General features: G+C 28.9%; 8 protein-coding genes and 2 pseudogenes. 3 read left to right on the top strand and 7 right to left on the bottom strand.

Annotation, left to right across the window (positions count from 1 at the left end):
* Window positions 1–123: 123 nt before the first annotated feature.
* On the bottom strand, window positions 124–1,242 hold the full coding sequence (locus LLF98_RS14210) for a transposase (RefSeq protein WP_366512123.1): 1,119 nt from the start codon (window positions 1,240–1,242) through the stop codon (window positions 124–126).
* A gap of 527 nt (window positions 1,243–1,769) precedes the next feature.
* On the opposite strand from LLF98_RS14210, the pseudogene LLF98_RS14205 reads away from it, so the two are divergent.
* The 3 genes and pseudogenes from LLF98_RS14205 to LLF98_RS14195 all read left to right on the top strand — a co-directional run.
* Window positions 1,770–1,964: pseudogene (locus LLF98_RS14205) on the top strand (IS5/IS1182 family transposase); the annotation flags it as partial.
* 924 nt (window positions 1,965–2,888) lie between these two features.
* A pseudogene (gene ltrA, locus LLF98_RS14200) lies at window positions 2,889–4,502 on the top strand (group II intron reverse transcriptase/maturase).
* Window positions 4,503–4,662: 160 nt separating this feature from the next.
* Window positions 4,663–5,292, top strand: coding sequence for a transposase (locus tag LLF98_RS14195; protein WP_291704719.1), 630 nt, complete (start codon window positions 4,663–4,665; stop codon window positions 5,290–5,292).
* A 401-nt stretch (window positions 5,293–5,693) separates the two neighbouring features.
* On the opposite strand, the gene glgD is transcribed toward LLF98_RS14195, so the two are convergent.
* From glgD to glgB, 6 genes are all read right to left on the bottom strand, one after another.
* Window positions 5,694–6,815: a glucose-1-phosphate adenylyltransferase subunit GlgD gene (gene glgD / locus LLF98_RS14190; RefSeq protein ID WP_291704716.1), complete on the bottom strand. Its 1,122-nt coding sequence runs from the start codon at window positions 6,813–6,815 to the stop codon at window positions 5,694–5,696.
* Window positions 6,816–6,838: 23 nt separating this feature from the next.
* Entirely contained in the window at window positions 6,839–7,999 is a 1,161-nt protein-coding gene (locus LLF98_RS14185; protein ID WP_291704713.1) for a glucose-1-phosphate adenylyltransferase, read from the bottom strand.
* 434 nt (window positions 8,000–8,433) lie between these two features.
* Window positions 8,434–10,260: a glycoside hydrolase family 13 protein gene (locus LLF98_RS14180; RefSeq protein ID WP_291704711.1), complete on the bottom strand. Its 1,827-nt coding sequence runs from the start codon at window positions 10,258–10,260 to the stop codon at window positions 8,434–8,436.
* A gap of 12 nt (window positions 10,261–10,272) precedes the next feature.
* Window positions 10,273–12,708 carry a glycogen/starch/alpha-glucan phosphorylase gene (locus LLF98_RS14175; protein ID WP_291704708.1) on the bottom strand — a complete coding sequence of 812 codons (2,436 nt, stop codon included), beginning with the start codon at window positions 12,706–12,708 and terminating at the stop codon, window positions 10,273–10,275.
* A 25-nt stretch (window positions 12,709–12,733) separates the two neighbouring features.
* A complete protein-coding gene (gene glgA / locus LLF98_RS14170) occupies window positions 12,734–14,173 on the bottom strand; it encodes a glycogen synthase GlgA (protein WP_291704706.1) in 1,440 nt (479 codons plus the stop codon).
* Between the two features lie 197 nt (window positions 14,174–14,370).
* Entirely contained in the window at window positions 14,371–17,058 is a 2,688-nt protein-coding gene (glgB, locus tag LLF98_RS14165) for a 1,4-alpha-glucan branching protein GlgB (protein ID WP_291704704.1), read from the bottom strand.
* Between the last annotated feature and the right edge of the window lie 167 nt (window positions 17,059–17,225).

Below are 17,225 nucleotides of genomic sequence, written 5' to 3'. Positions count from 1 at the left end.
TTGTATCCACTTGCGGATTTTCTATGAATAATAGAAGTCGGTATCAACTTTCTATTATTATGGCAAATATAAAAATCTGATTCAGCATCGTATTTCATATTTTCACGTTTACTTATATTATTTTTAAAACTTCTTTTTTTTCCACTTTTCATAAGTTTGTGGCTTTATATAAGGAGTTTGTTTATTTGATTCTAGATATAAATAATTTTCTTCACTTTCATAACCTGAATCAGCAATTACATTAAGATATTTACGGCTAATTTTTTCTTTCATATTATTAAGCATAGGTATTAATGTTGCTATGTCATTTCTATCATCAAATATTCTGACACCGGTCATGTATTCACTTTCAACTGCAATTTGTACATTATATGCTGGCTTTAATTGACCATTTCTCATATGATCATCTTTCATATGCATAAAAGTTGCGTCAGGATCAGTTTTAGAATAGCTATTTCTTTTTGAAAACAGATTTTTACTAAAATTATATTTTTCTTGTCTTTCTTTATATTCGGTTAGTTGCTCTGTCCATTTTTGAATCTTAGTTTTTCTCTTACCAATTCCATGAACAAATTCAATGTTTCTTTTCTTTTTTTCAGATGCAAGCCATTGAATAATTTTAATAATGTCATCTATCAGTGTTTCTTTCTGAACAGTAAATTGCTTCAATTCTTCAAGATTAATAGTTTCTAAGAGAACAAGAATTTTATCAAACATTTTCCCCTCATTTTTCAAAATAGCTTTTTTCCAAACAAAGGTATAACGATTGGCATTCGCTTCGATTTTAGTGCCATCAATAAATGCATTTTTAAATAATATTTCATTTTGATTGGCTAAATAATTAACTTGTTGATAAAATAAATCTTCAATTACTTCATTTGAAAGATAGTCTTTACGAAATCTACTAATTGTAGCATGATCAGGTGCTTTATAGCTTTGAAGCAACCATCTGAAATTTATATCTCTGTTGCATGCTTTTTCTATTTTTCTGCTTGAATAAATATTTTGAGAATAAGCGTAAGATAATATTTTGAACATGATTTTAGGTTCCACTGCTGGTTTTATTCCAACGGAAGAGTACGCCTTATACAACTTTGTGTAATCTAATCCCTCCAATACATGACTTAGCAATCGGACAGAATCATCTTCTGGTATTAAATTTTCTAAATCTAATGGTAATATAAGTTGAAAATTATCATTAAATTCATTATAATTTTTAGTGTATGATTTAGTTAGTTGCATAATTTAATTATACAATTAATGTGGGTTCTTCGGAATTCACATTTTTTATTTTTATAAAAAATGAGCTGATACAAAACTAACTTGTTAGTTTTGCAACAGCCCCTTTATAGTAAAATATTATTATACAAATCAAAAATATTTTACAGTTAATCAACAATTTTATCAATAAAAACTTCCGTTAAATATTGATTATTGATACCAGCTAATGATTCAATGCGTTTACTAAGTCAATCTATAGAGGAGATGAATTTAAAAGATTTATATTCGACTTATTCCTGAATAAGGGAAAATCAAGTATTGCAAAGAAAAATGATGAAGATTGTGAAACTCTTTATGGTATTAATGTCATTTATAAAGATACAATGCAAATGAAACATGTAAAAAAGCTTAGGAAAAAGCTTTATGCTCTAAAAAAATCAGAAGGCATCGAATTCGTCCACGGATGTGGGAAAAGAAGGACTCCATTGCAACGTTCAATTGAAACTCTTGAAGAATATCTTTCAAAGTTTAAAGAATACACAAAAAAAGTATACACTTGCGGTAGTCGTAACAGTTATTCAAAAACTCATGTTGATGCTACATTTATGAGAATGAAAGAAGATGCTATGAAAAATGGATAACTTAAACCAGCTTATAATTTGCAGCATGGTGTAGATTCAGAATATATTGTATGGTTTACCATTAGGCCACAACCAACAGACACAACAACACTTATACCTTTTCTTAAAATCATGGAAGAAAGGTTAAAATTTAAATACTTAAAAATAGTCACAGATGCCGGATATGAAAGCGAAGAAAGTGCGACACGTTGCAATATGAAAAGTATTGCCTAAACAAATAAATTTGTTTGAGAACTAATAACTTGAAAAGTCAAATGAGAGGGTAACGTCTGGAAGGGCTTTCTCTGATACTCCGAATAGCGAAGCTTTTAATAAGAAAAACTTTGTTATAAGTTCGGTGAAGTCGGCTGAGATTATACCCTAAAAAGTAAAATTTTAAGAAAAGCGAACCAGAGGTGGTCGAGTGTAAGATAGGTCGGGAGTCCATAAAATATCTATGGTAAGAATGTCTTAGAAAAAAAAGACTGACAAAATTCCGAATGTACGGGTCTATACGCTGATAAAATAGAAATGTTTTACCTACCAAAGTTGTAGGGTGTGTGAGGATGAGTAAGAATTTTCTTTATGAAACTCCTTATATTGTTACAGGCAGTATCAAGCACACAGGCTCATAGGAATTACCTAAGGATATATGCAAGGATAAAGTTATTGGAACGTGGTAAGCTGATAACATGGAGGGCTTATTTCCTTTGAAGTGGTTGTAAGGAAAGGCTAAAAATTAACTATAACTTACTTTTATATCAGTGAAAGTATTGGCATAGTACCGATGAAACTTGTGAAAGCAAGCGAAGGGATAGCCACAAATCAATGTTTTATTAAGAATTAAATTATTAGAAAATCATTAAGTTCGATTAAGACTAAAAAAGCTGAAACGGTTATCGAATGAAGCTAACTAATGATGGCAGGTGAAAAGGAATATTAAAGAAACAGCAACTAAGAAATAATGAATATTATGATATTCAAAAAACACAAGATTTACTTTATACCAAAAGTAAAGAAGGTTATATATTTAAAGATTTAATTTCTATGATAATAAATGATAAAAATATAGCTTTAGCTTACAGAAATATAAAAAATAACAAAGGGAGCAAAACTCCAGGTGTTGATGGGACTACCATAAAGGATATAGATAGATATGAAATATCAGAATGGATAAGATATATAAAAGAAAGATTTCAAGATTTCAAATCGATGCCAGTACGTAGAGTTGAAATAGAAAAATTAGGTGGAGGACTAAGACCTTTAGGCATACCAACAATTGATGATAGAATGGTTCAACAGTGTATAAAACAAATTTTAGAACTGATAGCAGAAGCTAAATTCTATCATGGAAGTTATGGATTTAGACCTGATAAAAGTGCTGAAAATGCAGTAGCAAAAGTGATGCAGCTAATAAACATAAATAAACTTCATTATGTTATAGATATTGATATTAAGAGATTTTTCGATAACATCAATCATGGAAAACTTTTAAAGCAGATGTGGACTATGGGAATACAAGATAAAAAATTAATATTTATAATATCCAAAATGCTTAAGGCAGAAATTGAAGGTATCGGTATTCCATAAAAAAGCGTTCCGCAAGGCGGTATAGTTTCAACACTTTTATCTAATATTGTACTAAATGAACTGGATTGGTGGATACACAGTCAATGGGAAGGCATGAAAACAAAAGAATATTCAACTCAACAGCATAAAATAAGAGCATTAAAACAAACAAATTTAAAGGAAATGTACATTGTGCGCTATGCTGATGACTTTAAAATCTTAACAAACAATTATGTATCCGCTCAGAAAATATTTATAGCTGTAACAAAATGGCTGAAAGAAAGACTTAAGTTGGATATCAGTCCCGAAAAATCAATGGTGATAAATCTAAGAAAAAATTACTCGAATTTTCTTGGCTTTAAACTAAAAGCTGTTAAAAAGAAAAGGAAATTTGTTGTTAAAAGCATGATATCTAATAAAGCTAAAACGAAAATCATTAGGAATTATAAAAACCAAATAGAAAAAATAAAGAATAATCCTAAAATATATAAAGTAGAAAAATTAAATTCAATGATTTTAGGATGGCATAATTATTATAAAATCGCTACCCATGTTAATTTGGATTTCAGCGAAATAAATTTCTTAGTTAGAAAAAGGCTCTATAATCGAACAAGAAGTATACGAAGCAATACCCTATATGAAAATAAAACTTATAAAAGGATTTATGGAAAATACAATTTCAAACCCATAAGTATCTGTAAAATCACTATATATCCATTAGCAGGAGTAAAATTTAAAATACCAAGGCTTATGAAGATGATAGTAAGCAGATACACAATATTGGACAGATTCCATATCCATAAAGACCTTGACGATGAATTTAAGAATAACTTAAAATTTCTTATAAATAACTCTTTTACAAAAAACGAAAGCATACAGAAAAATGATAACAGATTATCACTTTTTGTAGCACAAAGAGGATTATGTCACGTCAGTAAAGAAAATTTAAACATAAACGACATGGAAATAAAAAATATAGTTCCTAAGGAAAATGGAGGAACTGATAATTATCACAATCTCGTATTGGTTAATAAAGAAATAAGAAGTTTCATAAACGAAGCTGATGAACTCAAAATTAAGGAATATAAATAAAGGATAAAGTTGGATAGAAAAGCCTTAAATAAAATTAATAAACTTCGCAAACTTGTTGGAAATTCTATGATTTAAAATAAATATTAAACTTAATAAAATGCTGATGGAACGCCGTATGCGGTGAAAGTCACATGTACGGTGTAGAGGAGTGGAAAAGAAGGTGATAATATCAAGTTCTTATCCATTCCTATATTATTCATTTATTGAAGAAAATAAACAAATGTCATTTATTAAGCTAGCTAATTACGAAACATCAAAAACAAGAAAATTTAAAAATGATATTGGTAAGCTAGAAAATATGGATTACAATGAAGAGCAAGATTTCTATACATGCCGAAATGGTAAGCAATTAAAAAAGGAAGGCATAAAAATCACAAAATCTAAAACAGGATATGAAAGTGAAAAAACAATTTATATTTGCGAAGATTGCAATAATTGTAACTATAAAAGTAAATGCATAAAAGGAAATAATTCTAAAACGCCTTTAGAGCAGAGAACCAAGAGAATTGAGACATCAAAAAAATCCAATTGTCAAAGAAAAGAAGATTTTGAAAGAATTATAACTGTGGAAGCCTGTCTACTTAGAGTAAATATAAGTATACAAGTAGAAGGCTCTTTTGTCCAAATAAAGCAAGACATGAATTTTAGAAGATTTATGTGCCGAGAGCAAAAGAACGCCATAGCAAAAAGCATACTTCTTGCTATGGCACATAATATAAACAAACTACATAGTAAAATACAAGCAGACCGTACTGGTAAGCATTTATTTGAATTAAAGAAAACTGCATAAATGTAATTTTTAAAAAGTCTTTTAAAGATGCTTATTAAAGTGCGACTATTTTTTTAGATATTTAATAATTAAAGAAATATCCCATATAGAAAATATTTTATGCAAGCTAAAAAAGGAGCTATCGCTAACAGATTTAAATCCGCTAATGCGACAGCCCCATTTTACAACTATTCACTTTATTTAATCTATATATCTTGTATCAAATATTGTGCATTATAAATAATTCATTAATTTATTAAACCTCCAAGAGAATTTATCCTAAGTTAATAATTGAATATGCCTAATTACTGCTCCACTCAGTAATTAGGCATATTCAAAAAATAACAAATCAGTATGCTAATCTATTTTGTTTTAAGCTAAAATAGGCTAGCATCTTTAACTTGTTATTTCTTTTATATATCTTATCTTTTTAATTTATAATCTATTTTTTTCTTTTTTATAACTAAAGGATACATAATAGATCCAATGAGCGTTTCTCCTTTTCTTATCTCACTACCCTTATCTGCAATTACATTGTCTAATACTGCTTCATCATCAATTTTGCTATTTTGCATTATTATACAATCCTTAAGCTTAGTATTTTTACCTATATATACTCTTCTGCCTATTATGCAATTTTCAACAGTTCCTTCAATACGACAACCATTTGCTATTATTGAGTTTACAACATTGCTATTATCTGCATAATGAGTTGGGGCTTCATCTTTAGTCTTAGTATAAATAGGCCTCTCCTCATTAAAAATTTCTTTATTTATCTTTCTATTTAGAAATCCTACATTACTATCATATAATGCTTTAATTGAATTTATGCAATCTAAATGTCCCTTAAATTCATAAGCTCCAACAGTTAAAACATTTAAATTATTATGAATATATTCTTTAACTTTTCTATACATTCCACTACTTACACAGTCATTTACAATATTTATAAACAAATCTGTCTTTAATATATACATTTCCATATTAATATTAGCTTTTGGATTTTTTCCTATATTTTCTCCTACGCTTATAACACTTTCTGAGTCATCAAAATTTAATACTCCACAATCCCCAAAAGCTTCATCTGCATTGTTTACCTTTTTGTATGCCATCGTAATGTCTTTTCCTGTACTTTTATGGTATTCTAATACTTCATTATAATCTATATTACAAATCATATAGCTTGGTGCTAATAATACATATTCTCTTCTACTATGTGTTAAAAATTGTATGTTCTCAGCGAAATTATGAACATCGTCATAAACAGGCTCATCATTTCCAAAATTAAAAACTTTTAACCCATCTTTCTTTCTATTCAAATCCCATGGTCTACCATTTGTTAAATGGTCTATTAATGATCTTGATTTATTTTTTGTAAAAATGCCTATACAGTTAATGCCTGAGTTAGTCATATTAGACAATACAAAATCTATAACTCTATATCTTGCTGCAATTGGAACTGAAGCAAGTGATCTATTTACAACTAATTCTCCCATTCTATTTTCATTTTCATCTAAGTTAATTATGCCAATACAATTTTTCATTTCTTCCTCCCCCTTAGTGATTACTAAACAGCTTTATTATTTTCTATAACTGTACCCATTTTTACTTCTTCTTTTGCTGCAATAATAGCTATTTCATCACCTAAAGAAATTTTACAATCCTTTCTAACAATAGCTCCACTTCCAACAATTGCTTTTTCAATAACTACGTTATCTCCTATTTTTGCATCTGTCATAATTATTGAATCACGAATAACTGAATTTTTGCCTATTTGAACTCCCTGGAATAATATAGAATTTTCAATTTGTCCGTTGACAACACAACCTTCAACGATTAGTGAATTAGATACCTTTGCATTTTCACCTATATATTGTGCTGGTCTTATTGGGTTAACCGAATATATTTTCCAATCCTCTTCATGTAAATCAAGTTCATTATCATCCTTAATTAAATCCATATTTGCTTCCCATAAGCTATCTATAGTACCAACGTCCTTCCAGTATCCCTTAAATGGATAAGCGACCATTTTATTTCCATCACCAAGCATACTTGGAATTATATTCATTCCAAAATCATTCTTTGAAGTTTTATTAGCTTCATCTTCTTTTAAATATTTCTTAAGAGTTTTCCAATTAAAAATGTATATTCCCATAGATGCTAAATTATTTTTAGGATTTTTAGGCTTTTCTTCGAATTCATATATTGATAAATCTTCTCTAGTATTCATTATTCCAAATCGAGATGCTTCATCCATTGGCACTTCAATTACTGCAATAGTAGCTTCTGCTTGTCTTTCTTTGTGAAAGTCTAACATTTTTGTATAATCCATCTTATAAATGTGATCTCCTGATAGAATTAAAATATATTCTGGATCATATCTGTCAACAAATTCTATATTTTGATAAATTGCATTCGCAGTTCCCTTATACCATTCTCCACCCTTTTCTTCTTGATATGGTGGTAATATACTTACTCCACCATGGGCTCTATCTAAATCCCACGCCTCACCTATACCAATATGAGCATTTAATTCTAATGGTTTATATTGAGTTAGTACTCCCACTGTATATATACCTGAATTAGAACAATTACTTAGCGGAAAATCTATAATTCTATATTTCCCCCCAAATGGTACTGCTGGTTTCGCTAATTTTTTTGTTAATACCCCGAGTCTTGATCCTTGTCCACCAGCTAATATCATTGCTACCATTTCATTTTTACCCATAATATTATCTCCTCTCATATATTATTGTTCTCATTAGATAAAATTTTAATATTTTATGCTTATATATTTTAATAATATGCTTAACATATTGTTTTATGTTAGACACATGAAATAAAATAGCAAACCAAAGATGTACTGTATATTTCATTTCAACCAAGTAGATAAGTTTTTCTCATAGCTTATCTATTAGGAAACTTATCAACGCAGTATGACGCAAAATAGACAAGCATACCGGTCTGTTATTTTTTGAATGTACCTTAATATGTTTATAGCATATTATATTATCAGTAATTATTGTATATTATGATTAATGACCAAAAATGTTATTTAATTATTTTACATAGTATATTATACACTCTAATGTAAGCAAATACCATATACATGCATTGTAATAACATTCGTCAAATTTAGCTAATTAACCATATTATAACCTATTAAATTTTACATAATATTTTAAAATCATGTGGGAAAATACTTATTGTACTGTTATTCCCTACAAATTTGTATTTTTCACTAACATTAAATAAATTAACATAACACCCATTTAAATTAACATCCTTAATTAATTTTTGTTCATTTGAAACATTAACCAAAACTATTATTTTCTCATTTTCATAATTTCTTTCAAATACGAATACATCTGAATCTGTTTCATGAATATTTAAATCCCCTTTTTTTAACCCATTTTCGTTATTTCTTATACCTACTATTTTATGATAGAAGTTAATAAGGTTTTTATCTTCTTTTCCCCACGGATAACTTTTTCTATTATCAGGTTCTTTCCCACCTTTTAACCCTGCCTCATCCCCATAATATATTAGTGGTACCCCTGGCAATGTAAATTGAATTACTACAAGTAACTTCAATAATTCTACATTTCCATCTAAAACAGTTAAGATTCTTTCGGTATCATTTGTACCTGCAACATTTATATTTCCATAAAAGCTTTCTCTAGGGTAATTTTCATATAAGGACATAATTTTTTGCTTAAATCTATTTGATGTTATATATCCTTTAGTAAAATTAATTAAACATTCTCTTAAAGGATAGTTTGTAACTCCTTGCACTTCTTTACCTTGCAAATATTTTCGTCTTTTAGAATAACTAACTTTATTAGATGCATCATCCCAAATGTCTCCCAAGAGTACAGTATCTTTATTAATTTCTTGCATTCTTGTTCTAATTGATTCTATAAACTCATCTGGAAGCTCATCTATTACATTTAATCTCCATCCGCTGCAACCAAAATCTATCCACTTCTTTATAATAGAATTATCATTTTTTATAATGTAATCAATATATCCATTTTCCATTGAATTAACATTCGGTCTTTCACTAATTCCCCACCATGACTCATACTGATATGGATATATATTAAATTTATACCAATCATGATACTTAGAATTAGGAGATTGATATGCTCCAATATCGTTATAACTACCTAATTTATTAAAATATTTGCTATCAGAACTAGTATAACTTAATACTACATCTAGAATAATTTTAATTCCTTTGCTTTCTGCTAATTTACATAACCCTTTAAATTCATCGTTTGTGCCAAACATTTCATCTATAAATTCATAATTCCCTGTATCATATTTATGACAGCTAGAAGATTTAAATACAGGGCTTAACTGTATTATACTGGCTCCTAAAGATTTTATATAATCTAATTTCTTTACGATACCTTTTATATTTCCACCAAAAAAGTCCCATCTAGCAATTCTTCCTAAACTATCTTTAATATACATGGGATCATCGTCCCATCTTCCATATATAAATGAGTTTTCCTTTGGAGAATTTATAGACTTATCTTCATTTCCATTATAAAACCTATCTATAAGAATTTGATATACTACCCCTTCCTTATACCAATTAGGTATATAAGACTTTTCATATACAGTCACTTGATACGGTACAGGATTATAAGTATATATTTGACCAATACCACCTAAATGTTCATCATTATTTCCATAATATAACCTATCATATCCATCTATTAGAATAAAGTAATATTCTAATATCCCCAAAGCATCAGATGTATCAATTTCTGCAGAATATCTAAATTCGCCATTATTTAAATACTCCTTTTGCATCCCCATATTTATTCTAGTGCCATCAAACTGTATCAATTCTACTCCTACTATTATTTCTCTATCAACATTAATTGATAGTTTAACCTTTTGACCAACTTCTACAGCTCCGAAAGGCTTCCTAAATTTTATGCTTTGCGAATCATGTACTACCTGTATACCGTTCATTAAATTAACCTCCTATAGATTCTTATAAATTACTTCTGATCCCCAAATCCCTGTTGCATATTCTTCAATTGTTCTGTCAGATGAGAATATTCCTGAATGTGCAATATTAATTCCACACATCCTTTGCCATTTATTAGTATCCCTATAAAGAGTATCAACCTTATCTTGAGCCTTTAAGTATGAATCAAAATCTTGCAAAACAAAAAATTCATCATTATAAGTTATTAGATTTTCATAAATGCTTCTAAACTTTTCTTTATCACTATGATATTTTCCATTTACTAAATCATCAATTACTCTTTTTACTCTTACATCACTATTATATATATCTACAGATTTATATCCTCCATTTTTATAATAATTGAGCACTTCATCTGCATTTAGTCCGAAAATTACTATATTGTCATCTGTAACTTCATCCTTTACTTCAATATTAGCGCCATCTAAGGTAGCTACTGTAATAGCTCCATTCATCATAAATTTCATATTTGATGTTCCTGATGCTTCTTTGGTCGTTGTAGAAATTTGTTCACTTACATCTGTACCTGGAATAATCTGTTCTGCTAATGAAACTCTATAGTTTTGAATAAAAATTACTTTTATCTTTTCATTTATTCTAGGATCATTATTTATTTTGCTAGCAATACTATTTATTAATTCGATAGTATTTTTAGCTAAATAATATCCTGGTGCAGCCTTTCCTCCAAATATGAATGTTCTTGGCACAATATCATAATTAGGATTATCAATCAATTTATTATATAAATCCATAATTCTTAAACAATTAAGTATTTGCCTTTTATAAGCATGCATTCTTTTAACTTGAACATCAAATATAGAATTAGTATCAATACTTATATTGTCGTTGTTTAATATTATACTGGCCAGTTTTTCTTTATTAATTTTTTTTATTTTCCCTAATTGTTCTAAAACAACTTCATCATATAAATGCCTTTCAAAATTTTTCAAGTCGATTGGATGCCTTATGAAGCTATCCCCAATTGTATCTTTTATTAATTTTGTAAGTTCAGGATTACTCTTTAAAAGCCATCTTCTATGAGTTATTCCATTTGTTTTATTGTTAAATTTATTTGGATATAAGTAATAAAAATCCGTCATTTCCTTTTTCTTAAGTATTTCTGTATGAAGTTTAGCTACTCCATTTACGCTATGGCTACCTACAATTGCTAAATGTGCCATTTTTACTTTATTATCTGCTATTATAGACATTCTATTAACCTTATCCCAATTACCTGGGTACTTAACAGAAAGTTCTTCACAATATCTTCTATTTATTTCTTCAACAATCATATATATTCTTGGAAGCAATTTCTTAAACATATCTAATGGCCATTTTTCTAAAGCTTCTGCTAGAATTGTATGATTCGTATAAGATATTGTATTCGTAGTTATTCTCCATGCAGTGTCCCATTCTAAACCTTCTTCGTCTACCAATATCCTCATAAGTTCTGGTATTGCAAGTGTAGGATGAGTATCATTAATATGGATTGCCACCTTTTCATCTAACAATTCTATATCTTTTCCATGCTTTTTAAAATGTCTTATAATACTTTGAACTCCTGCTGAAACAAAAAAGTATTGTTGCTTTAATCTAAGCATTTTTCCTTCATAAAATGAATCTTCTGGATATAAAATTTGTGAAATTGATTCAACTGAATTTTTGTATTCAATTGCTTTAAGGAAATCTCCTCTATTAAATGATGAAAAATCAAATTCATTTGAAACTGCTTCTGCACTCCATAATCTAAGAGTATTGACGATTTCATTTTCATATCCTACAATTGGAGTATCATATGGAACAGCTAAAACTGGTTCAAAATTTATATGTGTAAAATTCAAATGTCCGTTTACTTCACTTACTTTTATTTCTCCACCAAATTTAACAATCTCAGCTTTTTCAGCTTTTCTCTTTTCCCATACATTCCCTTCTTTTAACCAATCATCAGATACTTCTACTTGTTTTCCATCAATGATCTTCTGCTCAAAAAATCCATGCTTATATCTAATTCCGCAACCATTTCCAGGAATATTCAAAGAAGCCATTGAGTCTAAAAAACATGCTGCAAGTCGGCCAAGGCCTCCATTGCCTAATGCTTGATCTTGCTCTAAATTTTCTAAGTCTTCTAATGTTATATTCAAATCTGATAAAGCCTCTTTACATACATCTCTTATTCCTATATTTAATAATGCATCTCCAAGTAGTCTTCCTAATAAGAACTCCATAGAAAAGTAATAAACTTGCTTCTCTCCTGTTTTATTATATTTCTTATTGGTTTTAAGCCACTTTCTTGTAACATAATCCCTCACTAAGCTTGCTAAAGAATCATATTTTTGCTGATTATTTCCCTCTTTTAACTCAATCCCATGCATCTCCAAAAACTTATTTACATAAGCTTTTTTAAATCCCTTCTTATCCATTTCGAGCATTCATGTCCCCCCTCATAACGTTGTTCTAATCTACACCTGTCAACTCTCTGTATATATTTAAATATATTTCAGCTGATTTATTCCAACTATTATCAGATTTCATTGCCTGTTTAATAAGGTTGTTCCACTTCCTTTTATCCTTATATATCCACAAAGCATATTGTATTATATTATACAAATCATCTACACTATAATTTTTAAAACTAAATCCATTACCCTCTTCAGTATATTCATTGTATGCTGTAACAGTATCCCTTAGTCCACCAGTTTCTCTAACTATAGGAATTGAGCCATATCTAAGTGCTATTAATTGTCCAAGTCCACATGGTTCAAAAAGCGAAGGCATCAAAAATAAATCACATGCAGCATAAATCTTATTTGCTAAAGCATTATCAAATCTAATATTTGCAGATACTTTATTTCCATATCTATAATCTAACCATTTAAAATGATCTTCATAATGCTTATCACCAGTTCCTAGAACTACTAATTGCACATTTTGTTGTAATAATCTATCTGAAATATTAACTAATAAGTCAATACCCTTTTGATGTGTTAACCTTGTTACCATAGCTATCATTGGTATATTTTCATCAACAGTCAATCCTAATTCTTTTTGCAATTCAGTTTTATTTATTACTTTATTATTAATTGAATTTATATCATAATTCTGTTTAATAAATTTATCTGTGTTAGGATTAAATTCATCATAATCTATACCATTTGTTATTCCTCTTAGTGCATAGGATCTATCTCTTAATACTCCATCTAGTCTTTGACCATATTCAGGTGTTTGTATTTCATTTGCATAGCTATTACTAACAGTTGTGATTATATCAGAATAATATAATCCGCCTTTCATATAACTTACGCCTAGATCAAATTTTAAGCATGTATTATTATAAAGTTCCATATCAAACCCAAATAATCCTGGTAATATCTGAGGATCAAAAACTCCTTGAAATGCTATATTATGAATGGAATACACACATTTCATATTCCAATAAAACATATCATTTTTTTTATACTGAAACTTCAGTAATACAGGAATCATACCTGTTTGCCAATCATTACAATGAATTAAATCTGGCTGCCAATCTAATTGCCTTAACATGTCAAGTACAGCTCTATCAAAAAAAGCAAATCTTTCTCCATCGTCATAAAAGCCATATAATCCATCTCTATTAAAATACTTTTCATTGTCTAAAGCATAATATGTTACTCCATTATAGAAACATTCCCAGACTCCGCAAAATTCTTCTCTATGCCCAACTCTGACATTAAACCACTTATTAAATCTTAATTTGTCTTTTACTTCCCAATTAATTTCCTTATATTTAGGTATCACAACCCTTACATCTGCACCTTTTTGTGCAAGTGCTTTGGGTAATGCTCCTGCAACATCTCCAAGCCCCCCGCTCTTAATAAATGGACCAGCTTCTGATGCTACAAATAAAACTCTCATTCTTTATCCCCCTTAGCATAATTAATAACATTTAATTTCTAGATGTTCTAACGTCCCCAATCTCTTTAGATAGGGGTTAAGAACGTTCGCCCCTAGACTAGGTACCCTCAATGTACAATGTACCCTCTTTGTTTATGAATTCACCACTTTTAAGATACATTATAATTCTTTATAGGATAATTTTAACTTTATGTTTTTTATTGATTCATTTCTTTAAGTTCATCATTCTCATTAACAGATAATTCTTCAATTACTTTATCTTCTTGTTCTATATTGATTTCATTTACTTTCAATATTAATGTAGCCATTGGTGGCACTTTTATTTTTATTGAATATGGTTGATTTTGGAATGATGATTTTTCAGATATTAATGTATCATCCATTGTTTGCCCTGAACCACCATATTTACAGTCATCAGTATTAAATATTTCTTTATAACTTCCTAGGAATGGAACTCCAATTTGGTAGTCATAATATACTTTAGAAGTAAAGTTTATTACAAAAACTAATGTATCTTGATCATCTCTACTCCTTCTAGTGAAAATTAGTATACTTTGCTCATTATTATCTGCTTCTATCCAATTAAAACCTCTATAGTCATGATCAAGCTCCCAAAAAGCTTTATTATTAATATACAAATTATTTAAATCCCTGTAAAATAATTGTGTCTTTTTATGCATTTCTAAATTATCAATTAAATTCCATTCTAATTCTTCGTATTCTCTCCACTCTATTGTTTGTGCAAATTCACATCCCATGAATACTAGTTTTTTACCTGGATGACCCATCATATAACCCATAAATGCTCGCAATCCTGCAAACTTATTCCATTCATCTCCCCACATTTTATCAATTAGTGGCTTTTTACCATGAACAACTTCGTCATGAGAAAGAGGTAATAAGTAATTTTCAGCATGATTGTACATCATTGCAAATGTTATATTTCTATGATTATTCTTTCTATATTTAGGATCTATTTCAACATATTCTAATGTATCATTCATCCAACCCATATTCCATTTTAAATTAAATCCTAATCCATGATCATTTGTAGATTTTGTTATATTAGGCCATGATGTTGATTCTTCTGCTATCATTAGCGCTGTTGAATATTCTGCAGAAACTGCTTTATTTAATTCTTTTAAGAAATCTATTGCTTCTAAATTTCCATTTTCACCGAACTTATTTGGAACCCATTCTCCATGTGATCTACTATAATCTAAGTATAAAATACTAGATACTGCATCTACTCTTAATCCATCAATATGAAATTCTCTATACCAATATAATGCATTTGATATTAAATAACTCTTTACTTCTGGTCTACCTAAATCAAAATTACAAGTTCCCCAACCTTTATTTTCAGCTTTCCACTCTTCCTGGTATTCATATGTTGGTGTTCCATCAAATTTATATAATCCATGAGCATCCTTGCAGAAATGCCCTGGAACCCAATCCATTATTACTCCAATATTTGTGTCATGTAATTTATCTATTAATTTTTTAAGACCTTCTATTGTTCCATATCTACTTGTTGGTGAATAATATCCTGTTCCTTGATATCCCCAAGAAGCATCTAATGGATGTTCAACAAGTGGCATAATTTCCACATGTGTATATCCCATTTCTTTTACATATTTAGGTAACTCTTCAGCAATCTCCTCATAAGTTAAAAATCCACCATCTTTATTTGTTTTCCAAGAACCTAAATGTACTTCATATATATTTAGCGGTTCTTCTAAGACATTTATTTTATTTCTTTTATCAATCCATTTTTGATCATTCCATTTAAAATCTTTAGGTTCATATACTATTGATGCACTATCTGGTCTTAATTGAGTTTGTATTGCATATGGATCAGCTTTATATTCTCCTTTTTTCCCATCTTTTCCTATTATGCAATATTTATATTTGTCTCCAACCTTAGCTTCTGCAAAAAAGCCTTTCCATAATCCATTTTCAGTTATTTTTTCAAGTTTATATTGATCTTTTACTTCAAAATTATTAAAATCTCCAACAACATATACATCCTTAGCATTAGGTGCCCAAGTTGCAAATTGTACACCTTTATTTATTTTTTCAGTCTTAATGTGTGAGCCTAGTATATTGTAAGTTTCATAATTTTTGCCTTGATGAAATAAGTCTGCATTAAAGCTAGTTATATCAGTCCTATCTACTTTTTTCATAACCTTTTTAACTGTATTTTTTATTTGTTCTGCCTTAGATTTAGATTGTGTTTTTACTTCTTTTGCAACAACTGCTTTAGTTTGTGCTTGGGTTGGTTTCTTCGAAGGTGATTTTCTTGTAGAAGCATTTGGCTTCATTGCAGGAGTTTCAGTAGTTTTAGAAGTCTTACTAGTAATAGTCTTCGCTACTGATTTTGAAGATGTCTTTCTCGTAGTAGTTTCCTTATCATTTCCAACTTCAACCTTGATATCTTTAGCAACTATTTGTACTTCTTTTTCTCCAGCTACATCTTTTTTTGTTTTATCTAGTTCGTTATTTTTATTCCCTTGTATTTTTAAATCAATTTCTTGCTTTTCTTCAGATTTTACTGAAACTTTAGTTGCTGCACTTTTTCTTGCACTAGTTTTTTTTGTAGTTTTTTTAGATTTTAATTCAACCTTAGATTCAGTATTTTGAGCTATAATTTCTTTTTCTTTAATTATTGGTAGAACCTTATTAGTCTCTGATTTTATTGCTTTATTCGAAGTAATTTTTTTTTGTGCATTACTTTTACTTTTACTACTTCTTTCTTTCGTATGAGTTGTAGAAGCCTCTTTCACTACTATCTTCTTATCTTGTTCTATTGGTTTATTTATATTTTCTTCAATTCCCATTTCCTCTTTATTATTAACTTTATTGCTTTTATGCTTATCTTGCATTAAATCATACCCCCATCCATATTTCTATCCCTCTCATAGTATTAAATTTATATATTTTTTTCTTTAACTTTTGGTATATATATCTATCTTACCAAATTTTGTGGTGCATTTCACTTGTTTTCTATATCTTTTTTGTAAAATTTATCAAATCATTTAATTGATATTAT

This window comes from Clostridium sp. (assembly GCF_021372645.1).
Taxonomy (GTDB): domain Bacteria; phylum Bacillota; class Clostridia; order Clostridiales; family Clostridiaceae; genus Clostridium.
This window is presented reverse-complemented; position numbering and strand designations above follow the sequence as displayed.

Coding starts and splice junctions, on each gene's coding strand:
- LLF98_RS14210 (WP_366512123.1), bottom strand. CDS start 1,242: ATGCAACTAACTAAATCATACACTAAAAATTATAATGAATTTAATGAT.
- glgD (WP_291704716.1), bottom strand. CDS start 6,815: ATGAAAAATTGTATTGGCATAATTAACTTAGATGAAAATGAAAATAGA.
- LLF98_RS14185 (WP_291704713.1), bottom strand. CDS start 7,999: ATGGGTAAAAATGAAATGGTAGCAATGATATTAGCTGGTGGACAAGGA.
- LLF98_RS14180 (WP_291704711.1), bottom strand. CDS start 10,260: ATGAACGGTATACAGGTAGTACATGATTCGCAAAGCATAAAATTTAGG.
- LLF98_RS14175 (WP_291704708.1), bottom strand. CDS start 12,708: ATGCTCGAAATGGATAAGAAGGGATTTAAAAAAGCTTATGTAAATAAG.
- glgA (WP_291704706.1), bottom strand. CDS start 14,173: ATGAGAGTTTTATTTGTAGCATCAGAAGCTGGTCCATTTATTAAGAGC.
- glgB (WP_291704704.1), bottom strand. CDS start 17,058: ATGCAAGATAAGCATAAAAGCAATAAAGTTAATAATAAAGAGGAAATG.